Origin of the sequence: Curtobacterium sp. VKM Ac-2922 (assembly GCF_022815645.1) — a bacterium.
In the GTDB taxonomy this organism is placed as follows: domain Bacteria; phylum Actinomycetota; class Actinomycetes; order Actinomycetales; family Microbacteriaceae; genus Curtobacterium.
The window spans coordinates 1-17,873 of sequence record NZ_JALGRO010000013.1 but is presented as its reverse complement, the minus strand read 5'-3'; the positions used below and the strand labels follow the sequence as shown (position 1 = coordinate 17,873).

The following is a 17,873-nucleotide window of genomic DNA, read 5'->3' as shown; positions in this document are numbered from 1 at the left end:
TGGGGATGGCAACCAGCGTACCGACGACACCCGACGACACCGCGAACCTCGCCGACGTCCTCCCGAGTTGCCTCGTCGCGCTCGGCGCCGCGGACGACGCATGGTTGCGCAGCAACGGCCTGGAGGCCCGGATCACCCTCCGCCCCGTCCGTTCCGCGATCGTCGTGCTGGTCGACGGCCTGGGGGCCAACGCGCTGAGCGCGCGCTCCGGGCACGCCCGGTTCCTGGCGGCGACGAAGAAGCGGATGCGCAGCGGCTTCCCCACGACGACCGCGGCGGCCCTGTCGACGCTGACGACCGGCCGGTCGCCCGGCACCCACGGCGTCGTCGGGTACAGCGGCTGGAACCCGGACACCGGCGCGGTGATGAACCTGCTGAGCGGGTGGGACGACGAGGTCCCCGCGGGCTGGCTGCTCGCGCCGACGCTGTTCACCGCGGCCGCTGAGCTCGGCGTGGACCCGGTCGTGGTCGGGCCGGCGCGGTACCGCTCCTCGGGGATGACCGCGAACGTCCTCGGCGGTGCTCGCTACGTGCCGGCCGACTCGATCCCGCAGCGGGTCGATGCCGCGATCGCCGAGACCGTCGGCGGCCACAGCCTGGTGTACCTCTACGTGCCGGAACTCGACTCGATCGGGCACAAGCACGGGTGGCAGTCGGACCGGTGGACCGCCGCGCTCGAGCTGCTCGACGGCGAGCTCGCGCGGCTGGACGCCCGGGTCGCGGCCGACGTCGGGGTGCTCGTCACCGCGGACCACGGCGTGCTCGACGTGCCGGACGAGGCCAACGTCGCGATGGACCCGGACCTGCTGGTCGACGTCGTCGGGGTCGCCGGTGACCCACGCTGCCGGCAGCTCACCGTGGCGCCCGGCACCGACGTGCCCGCGCTGGTCGAGGCCTGGCGTGCGTCGATCGGCAAGCGCGGGTACGTCGCCAGCCGTGCCGAAGCGGTGGCGGCGGGCTGGTTCGGCGCCGTGGCGGACGACGTCTTGCCCCGCATCGGCGACGTGCTGATCGTGGCGCGGGGGTCGTGGGCGTTCAACGACGACCGGCAGCTTGACCCGCGCAAGGACCCCAAGCGGATGATCGGCCAGCACGGGGCGCTGACGGACGACGAGGTCGGCGTGCCGCTGCGACTGGCGGGCGCCTTCGCGAACTGACCACGGGGTGGGACGGCACCGCCCCGGTTGCGCGCGATGCGCGACCGGGGCGATCCGGGCCTCCAGGCGGTGTGGCGGACTACGCCAGGTCGTCGTCCGGCCGCGTGCCGAAGACGATCTCGTCCCAGCTCGGCATCGAGCGGCGGCTGCGCTTCTTGCGGTTCTCGGGCTCGGGGGCCGACGACGGACGGGCGTCCGGCTGGGGGCTCGTGTCGTTGGTGTCCTCGAATCCCTGCAGCGGGATGTCGACGACGCTCACCGAGCCGCGCGACTCGTCGTGGGGCTGCTCGGCGAAGGCGACGGACTCGCGCTCCCCGCGGCGGCGGCGGAGCGCCTCGAGCAGGTCGGCGGTCTCGTTGCCCGGCGCGCGTTCCTCGATCTGGGCGCTGCCGATGCGGGGGAGCAGCGCGCGGAGCGGTGCACGCTCGGCGACGTCGGGGTTCGTGACGGACTCGTCGGGCTCTTCGACCCGGAAGGCGCCGGAGTCGAAGCGGGTGCCGTCGGTGTCCTGCTCGGTCGACTCGACGGCCCGCAGTCGCGGCGCGATCCCGTCGTCCTCGGTGTGGGACAGCCGGTGCGCGTCGCCGTTCTCGGGCGTGAGCGTCGAGGTCTTCGGGTCGAAGTGCCACTGCGCGTCGTGCTCGACCTCGGTCGCCGTGTAGCGGACCTGCACGGTCCAGCCGTTCTCGACGTGCTTCCAGCTCGACCACGACACGGTCGTGGCGGAACCGGCCTCGAGGCGGGCGCTGATGGCCTCGCCGAAGACGTCGGGCGCACCGTCGTCGGTCGGCGTCACGGGCACGCGGCGGGCTGCGTCGAGGATGAACGCGCGCTCGGCGAGCACGGGACCCTCGAAGCGACGGACGTACTCGACGTCGACGTCGAGCGCTGCTGCGACGTCGACCGCGTCGGCGCCGCCACGGATCCGTGCCTGGACGTCCTTCGGGGACACACGCTTGTGCGGTGTGCCGTCGGGGTTCGCCTGCCGGACCTGCCCCGGCAGTGCCGAGGTGACGGGCAGTCGGAACTCGCTGCCGCCGTCGGTCGCGAGCAGGAGGGACCCGGACTCCACTCCGATGACTCTCACGTCTTGCATGGTTCCGCCTTCCGAGCGTCACGTGGTCGTGCGTCGTACCCGGGAAGTATGCAGCGCGTCGGCGCCGATCCGGGGGAGGCGCACGGGCGTGCCGTGGACGTTCTGCGGACTGCGGGAATGGACCGCACCATCGCCGGGTTGCACGGCCAGACGAGCCACTCGCCGTTCAGTTTGCATCGGGGTGGCGCGTGTTGCATACTGTCGCCGCCGATCTCCGGCGACGACCTCTCGATACGAGAAATGGATGGGCATGGCCACCGATTACGACGCCCCCCGGAAGACCGACGACAACTCTGATTCTGAGTCGATCGAGGCCCTCAAGGAGCGCGTGCCCGACAAGATGTCGGGGGTCGTCGACGACGACTCCGACAACCCCGGCAGCTTCGAGCTCGCCGGACAGGACCTCAGCGACGTCGACCTCGACGTCGTCGTGCTCCCTCCGCAGGTCGACGAGTTCACCTGTGTCGAGTGCTTCCTGGTGAAGCACCGCTCACAGCTCGACCACGAGTCGAAGCTCGGCCCGGTCTGCGCGGAGTGCGCAGCGCTCTAGGCACGCATCACCCGAACGGCCCGTCTCCCCGCGTGGGAGGCGGGCCGTTCGGCTGTCGGACTGCCGGACTGTCGGACTGGAGGCGCGGGTCGGGCCCGCCCCGCGCCTCCAGTCCCTCAGGACTGCAGTGCCTGCACGACCTTGTCGGGGTCGCGCACACTCACCAGCCAGTACGGCGTGGGGTCGGCGTCGTCGCGCACCTCGACGCGCACGACGTTCCGCACGTACCCGCGGAACAGCGTCCACGCCCGGGCGTCGAGCTTCGGCCCGCGCTGCGTGGTCGCCTCGGCACCGGTGAACGCCGCGGCCCGGCCGACGAGCCCCCGCGGCAGGTGCGCCCGACCCGCCCGGAACTCGGTGTCCGTGACCTCGACGACCGGTGCGAGCACCCAGAGCAGGACGAGGACGGCGACCTCCATCAGGACGGCGACGATGATCCCCGTCACGATGCTGATCGGCAGGAACACGAGCAGGCTCGCGGGGATGACGAGCGCCGTCGCCAGGTACAGGCTCGGCGGCGCCCAGAGGCGTTCGCGGTACAGGGTCACGACACCATTCGACCACGACTCGTGCCAGGTCACGGTACGGTCACGCCCTGCACTACCCTCGACACGTGACCGAACCAGTCGACGTGCTCTGGACCGGGGAGAACCCTCCCGGCTACGCCCACCCCGGGGACGCCGGTGCCGACCTTGTGTCGACCGAGTCCTTCGAACTCGCTCCGGGTGAGCGCCGACTCGTCGGGACGGGCGTGTCGATCGCGTTGCCCGAGGGGCACGCGGCGTTCGTCGTCCCGCGCAGCGGCCTGGCCGCCAAGCACGGCATCACGATCGTGAACGCCCCCGGCACCGTCGACTCGGGCTACCGCGGCGAGGTCAAGGTCGCGCTGCTCAACACCGACGCCACGACCCCGTACACGGTGCGGGTCGGTGACCGCATCGCGCAGATGATCGTCATGCCGGTGGCGCAGGCCGTGTTCACCCGCGTGGACGCGCTGCCGGACAGCGTGCGTGGCCAGGGCGGGTTCGGGTCGTCGGGCTACGGTGTCACCAGCGAGCAGGAAGGAACGCAAGCATGAGGATCGGGCGACGCAAGCGCGACGAGGTCGAGGTGGCCGGACAGGCCACTGCCGACGTCGAACTGGGGGAGACCTCGGCGGAGGTCGACCTCGCTGACCAGGCCGACGCGGACCTCGACGAGGTGGTCGCGGTCACGCCCACCGGCAAGTCCGCACCTGACGACCGCGAGGACAACGGCCCGCTCGACGAGACCGAGGCCAACCCGGTCCGGCCGTACGTCGACCTGGGTGGCGTCAAGATCCTGCCGCGCGAGGGCCTGCACCTGCGTCTCGAGGTCGAAGAGGGCTCGCAGCGCGTCGTCGCGGTCGGGCTCGACTACGACGAGTCGACGCTGCAGGTCCAGCCCTTCGCCGCACCACGCTCCACAGGGCTGTGGCACGAGATCCGCGCGCAGATCGCCGAGCAGATCGAGCGCCAGGGCGGCTCCGTGACCGAGGTCGACGGTCCGTTCGGCCCCGAGCTCCGCGCGTCGGTCCCCGTGGTGGTCGACGGCGACGGCGGTGTGGCCGGTGAACGTCCCGCGCGGTTCATCGGTGTCGACGGTCCGCGCTGGTTCCTGCGCGGTGTCATCGCCGGCAAGGCCGCCGAGCAGCCCGACGACGCCGACGAGATCGAGGACCTGTTCCGCAGCGTCGTGGTGGTCCGCGGTGGCACGCCGATGCCGCCGCGCGACCTGATCCCCCTGCACATGCCGAAGTCGACCCAGTCGGCCATCTGACCCGCTCGACGCCACTCGTCGGCGACGCTGCCTGTCGGCGACTCGACCTGTCGTCGACTCGACCTGTCGGCGACTCGACCTGTCGTCGACCCGATCCTGGAGGCCCGGTGCCGGACCGTCCCGACCCTGCTGACCCGGACGGGGTCACCCCCGACCCGCTCGCCGACGAGCGCGAGGCGCCCGTGTCGCTGAACGCGCAGCTGCGCGACGCGGCCCGCAACGCCGGCATCGGGCAGGTGGCTCCCGGCGAGGCCCCCACCGGGCGGGCGCTGATGACCGCGATCGGCGGCGCACGCGGCATCGCCGAGTCGGTGCTGCCCGGGTTCGCGTTCCTGGTCGTGTACGCGATCACGAAGGAACTCGTGCCGAGCGTGCTGATCCCGGTCGCCGTCGGGGCCGTCTTCGTGGTGGTCCGTCTGGCGCAGCGTCAGTCGCTCGCGATGTCCCTCGCCGGCATCCTCGGCGTGGCGATCTCCGCCGGGCTGGCGCTCATCACGGGCAAGGCCGAGAGCAACTTCATCCCCGGCATCCTGATCAACGTGGCGTGCCTGGTCGTGCTGCTCGTCACGCTCGCGATCCGGCGGCCGTTGATCGGCGTCATCGTCGGCTTCCTGCTGCCACCGGACGCGGACGGCACCGCCCAGGACTGGCGTGCGGACCGTGCGAAGCGTCGCGTGCTGACCGTCGCGACGTGGATGTGGGTCGGACTGTTCGCGCTGCGGCTGGTCATCGAGATCCCGCTGTACCTGACCGCCCAGGTCGAACTGCTGGCGGGCATCAAGCTCATCACGGGTGTGCCGCTCTACGCCGCGCTGCTCTGGGTCACGTGGCTGCTGGTGCGCACGGTCTTCCACCGCGAGGACACCGCCGACGACGCTGCCGCGGTGTAGAGTTCTCTCGACATCAAGACAGTTTCTCCGGGCGGTCCACCGCTCGCGGGATTAGGTTTGCCTTGCTGGTGGGACGCTCGGCGGCCCGCTTGGATGGGGGCTCACCGATCAACTCAGGAGGCGGCACAGTGGCTGCAGTCAACAGCTTCGGCTCGAAGGACACGTTGTCGGTCGGGGGTGTCGACTACGCGATCCACCGGATCGACTCCGTCCCCGGACACGAGAAGCTCCCGTACAGCCTCAAGGTGCTGCTCGAGAACCTCCTGCGCACCGAGGACGGCAAGAACGTCACCGCGGACCAGATCCGCTCGCTCGGCTCGTGGCGACCCGAGGCCGACCCGGACACCGAGATCCAGTTCTCGCCGGCCCGCGTCGTGATGCAGGACTTCACCGGCGTGCCGTGCATCGTCGACCTGGCCACCATGCGCGAGGCGATGGCCGACATCGGCGGCGACCCGAACAAGATCAACCCGCTGTCGCCGGCCGAGATGGTCATCGACCACTCCGTCATCGCCGACCTGTTCGGTCGCGAGGACGCCCTGCAGCGCAACACCGACCTGGAGTACGAGCGCAACGGGGAGCGCTACCAGTTCCTGCGCTGGGGCCAGACCGCGTTCGAGGACTTCAAGGTCGTCCCGCCCGGGACCGGCATCGTCCACCAGGTCAACATCGAGTACCTGGCGAAGGTCACCTACACGCGTGACTTCGACGGCGAGACCTACGCCTACCCGGACACGCTGGTCGGCACCGACTCGCACACCACCATGGTCAACGGCCTGGGCGTGCTCGGCTGGGGCGTCGGCGGCATCGAAGCCGAGGCGGCGATGCTCGGCCAGCCCGTGTCGATGCTGATCCCCAAGGTCGTCGGCTTCAAGCTGTCCGGCGAGATCCCCGCCGGTGTGACCGCGACCGACGTGGTGCTCACCATCACGCAGGAACTCCGCACGCACGGCGTCGTCGGCAAGTTCGTCGAGTTCTACGGCGAGGGCGTCAGCGCCGTGCCGCTGGCCAACCGCGCCACCATCGGCAACATGAGCCCCGAGTTCGGTTCGACGGCCGCCATCTTCCCGGTCGACGACGTCACGCTCGACTACCTGCGCCTGACCGGTCGCGACGACGCGCAGATCGCCCTGGTCGAGGCCTACTCCAAGGCCCAGGGCCTGTGGCACGACCCCTCGGTCGAGCCGGCGTACTCCGAGTACATGGAGCTCGACCTGTCGACGGTCGTGCCCTCGATCTCCGGCCCGAAGCGCCCGCAGGACCGCATCGAGCTGTCCAGGGCGAAGGACCAGTTCGAGGTCGACCTGGCCAACTACGCCACCGCCGACCACTCCGAGCAGGACAAGGCCGTCGCGGACACGTTCCCGGCGTCCGACCCGGTCGCCGCTGCTCCCGGCGACGAGCACGCGGTCGAGGACACCGACTACGCCCAGCCCTCCGAGGTCCCCGCACACGCGTCGAGCGCCCCGACGACGGCCTCCAAGCCGACGTCGGTCGCCATCGCCGACGGTGCGCCGTTCACGATCGACCACGGGGCCGTCGCGATCGCCGCGATCACCTCGTGCACCAACACGTCGAACCCGTCGGTCATGATGGCCGCCGGCATCCTGGCGCGGAACGCCGCCAACAAGGGCCTGACCGCCAAGCCGTGGGTCAAGACCACGCTGGCGCCCGGTTCGAAGGTCGTCACCGACTACTACGAGAAGGCCGGTCTCACCACCTACCTCGAGCAGCTCGGCTTCTACACGGTCGGCTACGGCTGCACCACGTGCATCGGCAACTCGGGCCCGCTGCCCGAGGAGATCTCGCAGGCCGTGCAGGACAACGACCTCGCCGTCACCGCGGTGCTGTCGGGCAACCGCAACTTCGAGGGCCGCATCAACCCCGACGTCAAGATGAACTACCTGGCGTCCCCGCCGCTGGTGATCGCGTACGCCCTCGCCGGATCGATGCACTTCGACTTCGACAAGGACGCGCTCGGTACCGACCAGGACGGCAACGACGTCTACCTGGCGGACATCTGGCCCGACGCGGCCGAGGTCCAGCAGGTCATCGACACCTCGATCGACACCGAGATGTTCACCCACGAGTACGGCTCCGTGTTCGAGGGCGACGACCGCTGGAAGAACCTGCCGACCCCGACGGGCGACACCTTCGAGTGGGACACCGAGTCGACCTACGTCCGGAAGCCCCCGTACTTCGACGGCATGACGATGACGCCCGACGCGGTCTCCGACATCTCCGGCGCGCGTGTGCTGGCGAAGCTCGGCGACTCGGTCACGACCGACCACATCTCGCCGGCCGGCTCGATCAAGGCCGACAGCCCGGCGGGCAAGTACCTCGCCGAGCACGGCGTGGACCGCAAGGACTTCAACTCCTACGGCTCGCGGCGCGGCAACCACGAGGTCATGATCCGCGGCACGTTCGCCAACATCCGGCTGCGCAACGAGCTGCTCGACGGGGTCGAGGGCGGGTACACCCGTGACTTCACCACCCCCGACGGCGACCAGGCGTTCATCTACGACGCCTCGGAGCACTACCAGCAGCAGGGCATCCCGCTGGTCGTCTTCGGCGGCAAGGAGTACGGCTCCGGATCGTCCCGCGACTGGGCGGCGAAGGGCACCAACCTGCTCGGCGTCAAGGCCGTCATCACCGAGAGCTTCGAGCGCATCCACCGCTCGAACCTGATCGGCATGGGCGTCGTGCCCCTGCAGTTCCCCGCGGGCGAGTCGATCGAGTCCCTCGGGCTCGACGGCACCGAGGTCGTCTCGATCTCGGGCCTGACCGCGCTGAACGAGGGCACCACGCCCACGACCGTGCACGTCACCGCCGAGCCGAGCGCGCACTCGCCCGAGGGCAAGCAGACCGTGGAGTTCGACGCCGTGGTCCGCATCGACACCCCCGGCGAAGCCGACTACTACCGCAACGGCGGCATCCTGCAGTACGTGCTGCGATCGCTCGTCTGACGCATTCCGGACCGAACGGAAGGCCCGTGGCGGACCCGCCACGGGCCTTCCGTCTGCTGTCGGGGGACGCGCATAGAGTGGGCCGACAGCACGACGAAAGGAGCGCCCGTGACCCTGCTCGACAGCATCACGTCCCCGCGCGACCTGAAGCGTCTCAGTGACGCGCAGATGACCGAACTCGCCGCCGAGATCCGGCGCTTCCTGGTGGCCGAGGTCGCCAAGACCGGCGGACACCTCGGCCCGAACCTCGGCGTCGTCGAGCTGACCCTGGCGATGCACCGCGTGTTCGACTCGCCGCACGACCCGTTCGTGTTCGACACCGGGCACCAGTCGTACGTGCACAAGCTCGTCACCGGCCGTCAGGACTTCTCGCACCTGCGCGAACGTGGCGGCATCGCCGGCTACCCACAGCGTCGCGAGTCCGAGCACGACATCGTCGAGTCCTCGCACGCGTCGTCGTCGCTGTCGTGGGCGGACGGCATCTCGCGGGCGTTCGCGCAGACCGGGCAGTCCGACCGCACCGTCGTGGCGGTCGTCGGTGACGGTGCGCTCACCGGCGGCATGACGTGGGAAGCGCTCAACAACATCTCCGACGACAACGGGCGTCGGCTCGTGATCGTCGTCAACGACAACGGCCGCTCCTACGCCCCGACGATCGGCGGCATGGCCCGCTACCTGAACTCCGTGCGCACGCGGCGTGAGTACCGCGCCCTGTACGAGAAGTCCCGCGACGTCGCGGCCCGCTTCGGTGCGCCCGGGCGTGCGGTCTACCGGGGCGTGCGCGGGGGCCTGCACGGCTTCCTGTCGCGGCTGACCAACAACGAGGCGCTGTACTCGAACCTCGACATCAAGTACATCGGCCCGGTCAACGGCCACGACCAGCAGGCCATGGAGAGTGCCCTGCGCCAGGCCAAGGAGTACGGCGCCCCGGTCATCGTGCACGCGATCACCGAGAAGGGCCACGGCTTCGAACCGGCGCTCCGCGACCAGGCGGACCAGTTCCACGCCGTGGGGCACATCGACCCCGAGACGGGCGAGTCGCTCGACACCGCGTCGGGGCCGTCGTGGACCTCGGTGTTCGCGACCACCCTGGCCGACCTCGGCGACGCGGACCCGCGCATCGTGGCGATCACCGCGGCCATGCTGCGGCCCACCGGGCTGCACCTGTTCCAGCAGCGGCACCCCGACCGCGTCATCGACGTCGGGATCGCCGAGCAGCACGCGGTGACGTCGGCCGCGGGCCTGGCGTTCGGCGGGCTGCACCCCGTGGTCGCGTTGTACGCCACGTTCCTCAACCGGGCGTTCGACCAGGTCCTGATGGACGTCGCGCTGCACCGTGCGGGTGTGACCTTCGTGCTCGACCGCGCCGGTGTCACCGGTCCCGACGGCCCCTCGCACCACGGCATGTGGGACCTGGCACTGCTGCAGGTCGTCCCCGGCATCCGCATCGCGGCCCCGCGCGACGCGACCACCCTGCGCGAGGAACTGCACGAGGCCGTGGCCATCGACGACGCACCCTCCGTCCTGCGGTGGTCCAAGGGCCAGGTCGGGCCGGACATCCCGGCACTGTCCCGTCTGTCCGACGGCGTCGACGTCCTGCACCGGCCCGATGCGTCGGACGAGGACGTCCTGCTGGTGGCGGTCGGGTCGATGGTGCCCGTCGCCCTCGACACGGCGGCGCTGCTCGAGGCGCAGGGCATCGGCGTCACCGTCGTCGACCCGCGCTGGGTGGTGCCGATCCCGGAGTCGCTCATCGAGCTGTCGCGGAGCCACCGGCTGGTCATCACCATCGAGGACGGCGTGCGCGTCGGCGGCGTCGGTACCCGTCTGCGGCAGGACCTGCGCGCCGCCGGGGTCGACACGGGCGTGAACGAGCTCGGTCTGCCGGACGCGTTCATCGACCACGCCACCCGGTCGCAGATCCTGGCCGACGTGGGGCTGACGGCCGAGGCGATCGCGCGCGACGTGTTCGAGCAGGTCGTGGGGACGAAGCTGCCGCAGGCCAAGCCGTCACGGTCCCGTTCGCGGGAGTCCGCCGAGCGGTAGGGCCGCGCTGCTGCGGGCCGCGGCCCGCCCGCCGGACCTGCGCCGGACCTCCCGTCCGCCGGCGTCTGTTGTCGGTCGCCGCGACCTTTCGCACAACGGAAAGCACCCCGCACCACACACCGACGTGGCGCGCAGTGCTTTGCGTTGTGCGAACGCGATCCACGCCTCAGGGCAGCGGGTCGAGCGGTGCTTCGCGGCCCTCGCGGACGATGCGGATCCGGCTGTGTGTGGGATCGACCGGCTCGAAGCGGATGACGATGTTCTCCGCACGTGCCGCGAACGAGGTGCGGCGAGCGATCACCGCCCCGTCGTCGCGGATCTCCATCGCAGCTGCCCCCGGGACGATGTCCACCGCATGCTGGAGGACGTCGGGGAGGTCGACGAGCGGGACGGCGAGCACGACGCTCGGTCCGCTCGGTGCCCGCGGTGCCCACCAGTCCTGCACGCGGTCGACGCTACGCCTCCACACCATACGCGGACCGCATCCCCGGACGGACATCGCGCCCCGTGGGGACGGGGCGCGATGGTCGTGCGGGCGTGCGGTACGGTCCGCTGGCGGTGCTAGCGCGACTCGGGGCCGACGATCCGCGGGTCGTGGAACGTGCCGCCGAACACGCGCTCCGAAGCGCCGGAGCGGTCGAGGTACGGGCTGATGCCGCCGGCCTGGAACGGGTAGCCCGCGCCCAGGATGAGCCCGAGGTCGATCTCCTCGACGTGCTGCACGACGCCGTCCTCCAACATGCGGTGCACCTCGTCGGCCAGGGCGTCCTCGAACCGCTGCTGCATGGTGGCAGCGTCGACCGGGGCAGCGTCCTTCTTGGCCGGGGCGACGAGCTTGACCGCCACGGGGTCGTAGCCCGTCACCGTGCCCTTCTTGTCGCGGGTCAGGATGGTGCCGTGCTCGGCGATGCGCTTCAGCCCGTCGCCGGGGTAGAACCGCTCGGGCCAGGCCGCGTGGTGCGAGTCGAGCACGTGCGCGCCGACGGGCAGCCCGACGAGTTCGAGCAGCTCGAACGGTGACATCGGCAGGCCGAGGGGCTGGGCACCGGCGGTGACGACGTCGAACGGGGTGCCTTCCTCGACCCCGCGCATCGCCTCGCCGAGCACCCGCGCCAACACGCGGTTGACGACGAAGCCGGGCTGGTCGGCCGTGACGATCGCGGTCTTCTTCAGGGTCTTGGCGACCGCGAGTGCGGTGGCGACCGCCTGGTCCGAGGTGTCGGAGGCACGGACGACCTCGACCAGGGGCATGACCGCCACCGGGTTGAAGAAGTGGAACCCGACGAGACGCTCCGGCTGCTGCAGCACCGAGGCCATCTCGGCGACGGACAACGACGAGGTGTTCGTGGCGAGGATGGCGTCCGGCGCGATGACCTGTTCGATCTTCCGCAGGACCTCCTGCTTGACGCCCATCTCCTCGAACACGGCCTCGATCACCCAGTCGGCATCGGCGAAGGCGTCGTAGGACACCGAGCCGCTGACGAGTGCGGTGATGCGGTTGGCGTCGTCCGGGGACACGCGGCCCTTGTCGAGCAGCTTCGCGACCTCGCCCTGGATGCGGGCCACGCCGGCGTCGACACGGGTCTGGTCGACGTCCGTGATGACCACCGGCACGCCCAGACGACGGGCGAACAGCAGCGCGAACTGCGACGCCATCAGTCCGGCGCCGAGCACGCCGACCTTGGTGATCTTCTTCGGCTCCACGTCGGCCGGAGCGCCCACCGGACGCTTGGCGCGCTTCTGCACGAGGTCGAACGCGTACATCGAGGCCGCGAACTGGTCGCCGGAGAGCAGGTCTGCGAGCGCGTCGTCCTCGCCGGCGAAGCGCTCGTCGAGGCTGCCGCTCTTCGCCGCGGCGACCAGGTCGAGGGCCCGGAACGGCGACTTCGGCACGGTGCCGATCTTCGACGCGACCTGCGAGCGGGCGACCTTGACGACCGTGCCCCAGGCGGCCTTCTCGAGCATGCCGGGTTCGTTCTTGCGGACGACCTTGGTGCGGCCGGCGACCACGCCGTCGGCCCACGCCACCGCGGACGGCAGGAACGTGACCGAGGGGATGAGCACGTCGCCGATGCCGAGGTCGACCGCTGCAGCCCCGTCCATCAGGCGGTTGTTCTTCAGCGGGTTCTCGACGATGACGCGGAGCGCCTTCTCGGGACCGATCAGGCGCGGCAGCAGGGTCGCGCCACCCCAGCCGGGGATGATGCCGAGGAAGACCTCGGGCAGGCCGATGCCCTGCGCAGCCGACGAGAACACGCGGTAGGTGCAGTGCAGCCCGACCTCGAGTCCGCCGCCGAGCGCGATGCCGTTGATGAAGGCGAACGAGGGCACACCGAGGTCGCTGAGCTTGCGCAGGGTCGCGTGTCCGAGTGCCGCCAGGTCGTGGGCGACCGCACGCGAAGGCACCGACGCCGCCTGGGACAGGTCGGCTCCGGCCGCGAAGCAGTACTCCTTGCCGGTGATCGCGACGGCCTGCACGGTGCCGTTCGCCGCCTCGGTCTTCAGCGTGTCGAGCACACCCGACAGCTCGATGAGCGTGCGCGGGCCGAGCGTCGACGGACGCTTGTAGTCCTTGTCGTTGTCGAGCGTGATGAGCCCGAGCGTGCCGCCCGAGGGGAGCGGGACGTGCTTGAGGTACGAGTGCGTGACCACCTCGTCCTCGGAGAGCGCGAGCAGCTGGTCGTTGTCGACGAGGGTCATGATCAGGCCGCCTTCCGTGCCGCTGACTTGCTGTAGCCCGGGTTCTCCCAGATGACGGTGCCGCCTTGGCCCAGACCGATGCACATGGTCGTGATGCCGTACTGCACGTCGGGACGCTCGGCGAACTGCGCGGCGAGCTGGTTCATCAGACGGACGCCACTCGACGCGAGCGGGTGCCCGACGGCGATCGCGCCGCCCCAGGCGTTGACGTTCGTGGATTCGGCCGGGATGCCGTAGTTGTCGAGGAACGCGAGCACCTGCACGGCGAACGCCTCGTTGATCTCGAACAGCCCGATGTCGTCGATGGACAGCCCGGCCTTGGCCAGTGCCTTGTCCGTCGCGGGCACCGGACCGATGCCCATCACCTCGGGGTCGACGCCGGCGAAGGCGAAGGACACCATCCGCATCTTCGGGGTCAGGCCGAACTGCTTGGCACCGGCGTCCGAGGCGATGAGACTCATGGTCGCACCGTCGTTGAGTCCTGCGGCGTTGCCGGCGGTGACACGACCGTGCGGACGGAACGGGGTCTTGAGCGCGGCCAGTGCCTCGAGCGTGGTGCCCGGGCGCGGCGGCTCGTCCGTCGTCACGATGTCCCAGCCCTGCCCGGTGTTCACCTCGATCGGGACCAGGTCCGGCTGCAGCTTGCCCGCTGCCCACGCGGCGGCGTAGCGCTGCTGCGACTGCACGGCGAACGCATCGGTGCGGTCCTTCGTGATCGCCGGGAACCGGTCGTGCAGGCGCTCGGCGGTCTTGCCCATCACGAGCGCGTCGGCGTTGACCATGCGCTCGGCGATGAAGCGGGGGTTCGGGTCCGAGTTGAAGCCCATCGGGTGCCGGCCCATGTGCTCGACACCACCGGCGATCGCGATGTCGGCCGCCCCGAAGGCGATGGCCCCCGCGAGGGTCGTCACGCTCGTCATGGCGCCGGCGCACATCCGGTCGATGGCGTAGCCGGGCACGGTCTTCGGCAGCCCGGCGAGCATGCCGACGGTGCGTCCGAGCGTCAGGCCCTGGTCACCCTGCTGCGTCGTGGCAGCGACCGCGACGTCGTCGACGGCCGCGGGGTCGAGGGACGCGTTCCGGTCGAGCAGTCCACGCATGGCGTGCACGGCGAGGTCGTCGGCGCGGGTCCGCCAGAACACCCCCTTCTCCCCGGCGCGTCCGAACGGTGTCCGCACGCCGTCGACGAAGACGACGTCTGATGCCTTTGGCAAAGCTGGCCTCCACAGATCCACATCGATCGAGTCGGGGCGACAGGTGCGCTCCGACCCTGGTCGGGGCGTACCCCGACGACGGTCCCGACGCTATGCCCCCGGGCTGAGGGCATGCACCTCGGTTGGTCGGTTCCTACGACGCCGCGGGACCCGCAGCGGCGTCGTCCTGTCCTTCTGCCACAACCGGGGAACGGTCGTCCTCCGTGCTGGCGGACACCCCTCGGGCAGCCGCGGTGAACGCGTCGGCGATCACGCCGGCGGTGGCCTCGACCTGCCAGGGGCGGGCATCGAGGGCCGCGAGCGCAGCGCCCACCGATGCCGTGTCGACGGCCGCGGGCGGCTCCCAGGCGATCGTGCGGAGCGTGTCCGGGGTCAGCAGGTTCTCGAGCGGGACGTCCAGCTGTTCGGCGACGGCAGTGACGGCTGCGCGAGCACCCTTGTACCGACGGTCGGCAGCGGGGTTCCGGTCGGCCCACGCGCGAGGTGGGGGCAGCGTGGGCTCGCCCTTGCCGCGGAGCTTCGGCAGGTCGTCGGTCGTGCGCCCCTCGTCCACGGCGGCCCACCAGCGGTCGATCTCGGAGCGGCTCGCGCGACCCGTGAAGGCCTTGAGCGCGGCCAGGTCCTTGCGGGTCTCGGGAGCCGCTGCGGCGGCGGCCACGATCGCGGCATCCGGGATGATCCGGCCGGGCGCGGTGTCCGACTCCTGCGCGAACGCGTCGCGCGCCCTCCAGAGCGACCGGGCGATCGCGAGCGCCCGGGTGCCGCGCAGCGCGTGCATGCCGGACAGGCGCCGCCACGGTTCCGCCCGCGGCGGCTTCGGCGCGCGGTGCAGCACGGCGTCGAACTCCTGCGCGGCGATGTCGGACTTGCCGGCGTCGTCGAGCACGGCAGCCAGGGCGTCGCGCAGGTCGGGCAGCAGCTCGACGTCGAGCGCGGCGTACACCAGCCACGACTGGGGGAGCGGGCGCGTCGACCAGTCGGCAGCGGAGTGGGCCTTGGCGAGCGTGATGCCGAGCAGCTGCTCGACGACGGCGCCGAGTCCGACGCGCGGGAAGCCGGCGATGCGTGCCCCGAGTTCGGTGTCGAAGATGCGGGTCGGGACCAGCCCGACCTCGAGCAGGCAGGGCAGGTCCTGCGAGGCAGCGTGGAACAGCCACTCCTGGTCGACGATGGCGTCCTGCAGTTCCTGGAACGAGCCGATCGCGATCGGGTCGAACAGGAAGGCCCCGGCTCCGCGTCGGAACACCTGGATCAGGTACGCCCGCTGCGAGTAGCGGTAGCCGCTGGCCCGCTCGGCGTCGACCGCGACCGGCCCGTGGCCCGCTGCGATGGCCGCGACGGCCGCCAGGTAGTCCGACCGGTCCTCGATCACCTTGACGGCGTCGTGCCCGGCCTCGAACGAGGGCACAGCACCAGCCGACGGCGCAGCAGCAGCAGCGACGGGCGCCGCCGCAGCAGCGGCGACGGGTGCAGCCGCCGGCGGCGCACTCGGCGCCAGGAAGGGGTTGTTCGGGTCAGTCACGGGCGAGCCTCCTGGGGCCGAGCAGCGTCACGCCGTCCGACGACGGTGGCAGTCCTGCGAGCATGGTGACGATCTCCTCCCACGCCTCGACGTGCGCGACGAGGTCGGTGCCGCGCGGCGTCCACGACGCCCGGAGCTCCAGCTGTGCGCCGTCGCCCTGCGCCGCGAGCTCGCCGTAGCCGCGGGAGATGATCTTGGTGGCGGTGCCCGACGCCCGGTCGTACTCGGCACCCTGCGCTGCCAGGGCGTCGACGAGCCAGCTCCACGTGACGTCGGCGACGAACTCGTCGACACCGATCTCGGGCTCCAGGGGCGCCTGGGCGAACGTCACGATGCGGAACGCCCCTGCCCAGCCCTCGGGCTCGGACGGGTCGTACAACGCGATGAACCGGCCGGTCCCCAGGTCGGAGTCGACGCCGTGCTCGACGCCGGACACGTCCGCGGCCAGGGCGATCGAGAACGGCGCCAGGCGCGAGGGCGACGGGATCTCGGTGATGGTCGTCTCGGCACGGGTCCCGCCCGCGGCGACGTACGCGCGGAGCTGCGCGAAGGCCTCGGGCTCAGGGGTTTCGGACACGGATGCAGACTAGGCTCCGGACCATGTCCCGTTCCGTGCGACCCGCCGAGGACGTGGTGCAGGAGACCGCACGCTCCGCCGGCCTGGTCGCCCTGGGCGCCGGTCTGGCCGCAGCCGTCGTCGGCACCGCCGTGGTCGGTGGCTTCGTCGCCGCGATCGCCCGGATGGTCGTCACCCCGGACCGCAAGCGCACCGAGCGGGTCCCGATCCTGGCCGTGGACCTGCAGCGCGCGACCGTCGTGCTCGAGCGCACGCCCGACACCGAGCTGCAGGGCCGCTACAGCCTGTGGTTCGGCGGCGGGACCGGGCACATGCGCGTCGGCGACGTCCTCGAGACCACGACCGCCACCGTCACCCGGCGCATCATCGCCGTCGACGCCGGTGACCCGACCACGGCCCGTCGTGGTCGGTGGGGCGGCTGGTTCTACCTGACCCCCGGCGAGCTCGACGTCCCCGTCGAGGACATCGACGTCCCGACCCCGAACGGCCCGGCTCCGGCCTGGGTCGTGCGTGCCGACGACCCCGCCGCCCCGTGGGCCGTCCTGGTGCACGGCCGCGGTGTCACCCGTGCCGAGACGATCCGCGCGCTGCCGGTGTTCCGGGCAGCGGGGTACTCGGTGCTGCTCGCCTCGTGGCGGAACGACGGTGTCGCGCCCAAGAGCGTGGACGGCCGGTACGGGCTGGGCTCCACCGAGTGGGAGGACGTCGACGCGGCGCTCCGCTGGGTCGAGGGACAGGGCGCCACCAGCGTGGTCCTGATGGGCTGGTCGATGGGTGGCGCGGTCGTCCTGCAGACCCTGGTCCGGTCACCGTTGGCGCAGCTGGTCGACGGTGTCGTGCTCGAGTCGGCCGTGGTCGACTGGCACGCGGTCCTGAAGTCGCAGAGCCGGGCGCTCCGGCTGCCCCGGGTCGTGCGCAAGGTGGCCCAGCGGGTGCTGCGGACGCCGGTGCTGCACCGGTTGGCCGGTCTGCAGCAGCCCGTCGACCTGCGCGAGCTCGACATGGTCGCCCGCGCCGACGAACTCACCGTGCCGATCCTGCTGCTGCACAGCGACGACGACGGCTTCGTGCCCTCGTCGGCCTCGCACGCGCTGGCTGAAGCCCGCCCGGACCTGGTGCGGCTCGAGGTCGCCCACGTCGCGCGGCACACCAAGCTCTGGAACCACGACGCCGACTGGTTCGACGCCCGCATCCTGGCGTGGCTGACCGAGGTGGTGCAGCCGCGCGACCAGCGCGCGGCCCGGTAGTCTCGCCGGATCGGACAGGAGGCCCGGTGCCAGCTGGCACCGGGCCTCCGGTCCGTCGGTGGTGCTGTCTACTGCACCGCCACCTGCGCGCGCACCTGGCGCTGCACCCGG

At 71.3% G+C, this 17,873-nt stretch carries 15 protein-coding genes; 8 read left to right on the top strand and 7 right to left on the bottom strand.

Annotation, left to right across the window (positions count from 1 at the left end):
* Positions 1-5: 5 nt before the first annotated feature.
* Entirely contained in the window at positions 6-1,157 is a 1,152-nt protein-coding gene (locus MT346_RS14770; protein WP_243563856.1) for an alkaline phosphatase family protein, read from the top strand.
* Between the two features lie 79 nt (positions 1,158-1,236).
* On the opposite strand, the gene sepH is transcribed toward MT346_RS14770, so the two are convergent.
* Entirely contained in the window at positions 1,237-2,253 is a 1,017-nt protein-coding gene (sepH, locus tag MT346_RS14765) for a septation protein SepH (RefSeq protein WP_243563855.1), read from the bottom strand.
* Between the two features lie 250 nt (positions 2,254-2,503).
* Here sepH and MT346_RS14760 point away from each other — a divergent pair, with 250 nt between their 5' ends.
* Complete coding sequence (locus tag MT346_RS14760) at positions 2,504-2,803, top strand: DUF4193 domain-containing protein (protein ID WP_031263038.1); 300 nt, start codon at positions 2,504-2,506, stop codon at positions 2,801-2,803.
* Between the two features lie 116 nt (positions 2,804-2,919).
* Here the strand turns inward: MT346_RS14760 and MT346_RS14755 are convergent, their stop codons facing one another.
* Positions 2,920-3,351: a DUF3093 domain-containing protein gene (locus tag MT346_RS14755; RefSeq protein ID WP_243563854.1), complete on the bottom strand. Its 432-nt coding sequence runs from the start codon at positions 3,349-3,351 to the stop codon at positions 2,920-2,922.
* Positions 3,352-3,416: 65 nt separating this feature from the next.
* Between MT346_RS14755 and dut the strand changes: the two genes are divergently transcribed.
* The 5 genes from dut (at position 3,417) to dxs (ending at position 10,502) form a co-directional block, all read left to right on the top strand.
* Positions 3,417-3,881: a dUTP diphosphatase gene (gene dut / locus MT346_RS14750; protein ID WP_243563853.1), complete on the top strand. Its 465-nt coding sequence runs from the start codon at positions 3,417-3,419 to the stop codon at positions 3,879-3,881.
* On the top strand, positions 3,878-4,600 hold the full coding sequence (locus tag MT346_RS14745) for a DUF3710 domain-containing protein (RefSeq protein ID WP_243563852.1): 723 nt from the start codon (positions 3,878-3,880) through the stop codon (positions 4,598-4,600). The genes dut and MT346_RS14745 overlap by 4 nt, the downstream gene beginning before the upstream one ends.
* A gap of 107 nt (positions 4,601-4,707) precedes the next feature.
* Positions 4,708-5,490 (top strand): DUF3159 domain-containing protein, encoded by a 783-nt coding sequence (locus MT346_RS14740; protein ID WP_243563851.1) that lies wholly within the window; start codon positions 4,708-4,710, stop codon positions 5,488-5,490.
* Positions 5,491-5,618: 128 nt separating this feature from the next.
* Positions 5,619-8,456, top strand: a complete 2,838-nt coding sequence (gene acnA, locus MT346_RS14735; RefSeq protein WP_243563850.1) for an aconitate hydratase AcnA — start codon at positions 5,619-5,621, stop codon at positions 8,454-8,456.
* A 108-nt stretch (positions 8,457-8,564) separates the two neighbouring features.
* On the top strand, positions 8,565-10,502 hold the full coding sequence (gene dxs, locus MT346_RS14730; RefSeq protein ID WP_243563849.1) for a 1-deoxy-D-xylulose-5-phosphate synthase: 1,938 nt from the start codon (positions 8,565-8,567) through the stop codon (positions 10,500-10,502).
* Positions 10,503-10,668: 166 nt separating this feature from the next.
* Here dxs and MT346_RS14725 read toward each other — a convergent pair whose 3' ends face one another.
* The 5 genes from MT346_RS14725 to MT346_RS14705 all read right to left on the bottom strand — a co-directional run bounded on the left by MT346_RS14725 (position 10,669) and on the right by MT346_RS14705 (position 16,515).
* The gene (locus MT346_RS14725) at positions 10,669-10,947 is read right to left on the bottom strand and encodes a hypothetical protein (RefSeq protein WP_243563848.1); all 279 of its coding nucleotides are present in this window, start codon (positions 10,945-10,947) and stop codon (positions 10,669-10,671) included.
* A gap of 116 nt (positions 10,948-11,063) precedes the next feature.
* The gene (locus MT346_RS14720; RefSeq protein WP_243563847.1) at positions 11,064-13,202 is read right to left on the bottom strand and encodes a 3-hydroxyacyl-CoA dehydrogenase NAD-binding domain-containing protein; all 2,139 of its coding nucleotides are present in this window, start codon (positions 13,200-13,202) and stop codon (positions 11,064-11,066) included.
* A gap of 2 nt (positions 13,203-13,204) precedes the next feature.
* Positions 13,205-14,416, bottom strand: a complete 1,212-nt coding sequence (locus MT346_RS14715; RefSeq protein WP_243563846.1) for a thiolase family protein — start codon at positions 14,414-14,416, stop codon at positions 13,205-13,207.
* Positions 14,417-14,549: 133 nt separating this feature from the next.
* Positions 14,550-15,938, bottom strand: coding sequence for an HRDC domain-containing protein (locus MT346_RS14710; RefSeq protein ID WP_374202532.1), 1,389 nt, complete (start codon positions 15,936-15,938; stop codon positions 14,550-14,552).
* Complete coding sequence (locus MT346_RS14705; RefSeq protein WP_243563845.1) at positions 15,931-16,515, bottom strand: DUF3000 domain-containing protein; 585 nt, start codon at positions 16,513-16,515, stop codon at positions 15,931-15,933. Before MT346_RS14705 ends, MT346_RS14710 begins: the two co-directional genes overlap by 8 nt.
* Before the next feature lie 23 nt (positions 16,516-16,538).
* Here MT346_RS14705 and MT346_RS14700 point away from each other — a divergent pair, with 23 nt between their 5' ends.
* Positions 16,539-17,762 carry a S9 family peptidase gene (locus MT346_RS14700; protein WP_243563844.1) on the top strand — a complete coding sequence of 408 codons (1,224 nt, stop codon included), beginning with the start codon at positions 16,539-16,541 and terminating at the stop codon, positions 17,760-17,762.
* Positions 17,763-17,873: the final 111 nt, after the last annotated feature.

Bases quoted from the DNA above. Each gene is read 5' to 3' on its own strand.
- MT346_RS14770 (WP_243563856.1), top strand. From the start codon at position 6: ATGGCAACCAGCGTACCGACGACACCCGACGACACCGCGAACCTCGCC.
- sepH (WP_243563855.1), bottom strand. From the start codon at position 2,253: ATGCAAGACGTGAGAGTCATCGGAGTGGAGTCCGGGTCCCTCCTGCTC.
- MT346_RS14760 (WP_031263038.1), top strand. From the start codon at position 2,504: ATGGCCACCGATTACGACGCCCCCCGGAAGACCGACGACAACTCTGAT.
- MT346_RS14745 (WP_243563852.1), top strand. From the start codon at position 3,878: ATGAGGATCGGGCGACGCAAGCGCGACGAGGTCGAGGTGGCCGGACAG.
- MT346_RS14720 (WP_243563847.1), bottom strand. From the start codon at position 13,202: ATGACCCTCGTCGACAACGACCAGCTGCTCGCGCTCTCCGAGGACGAG.
- MT346_RS14700 (WP_243563844.1), top strand. From the start codon at position 16,539: ATGTCCCGTTCCGTGCGACCCGCCGAGGACGTGGTGCAGGAGACCGCA.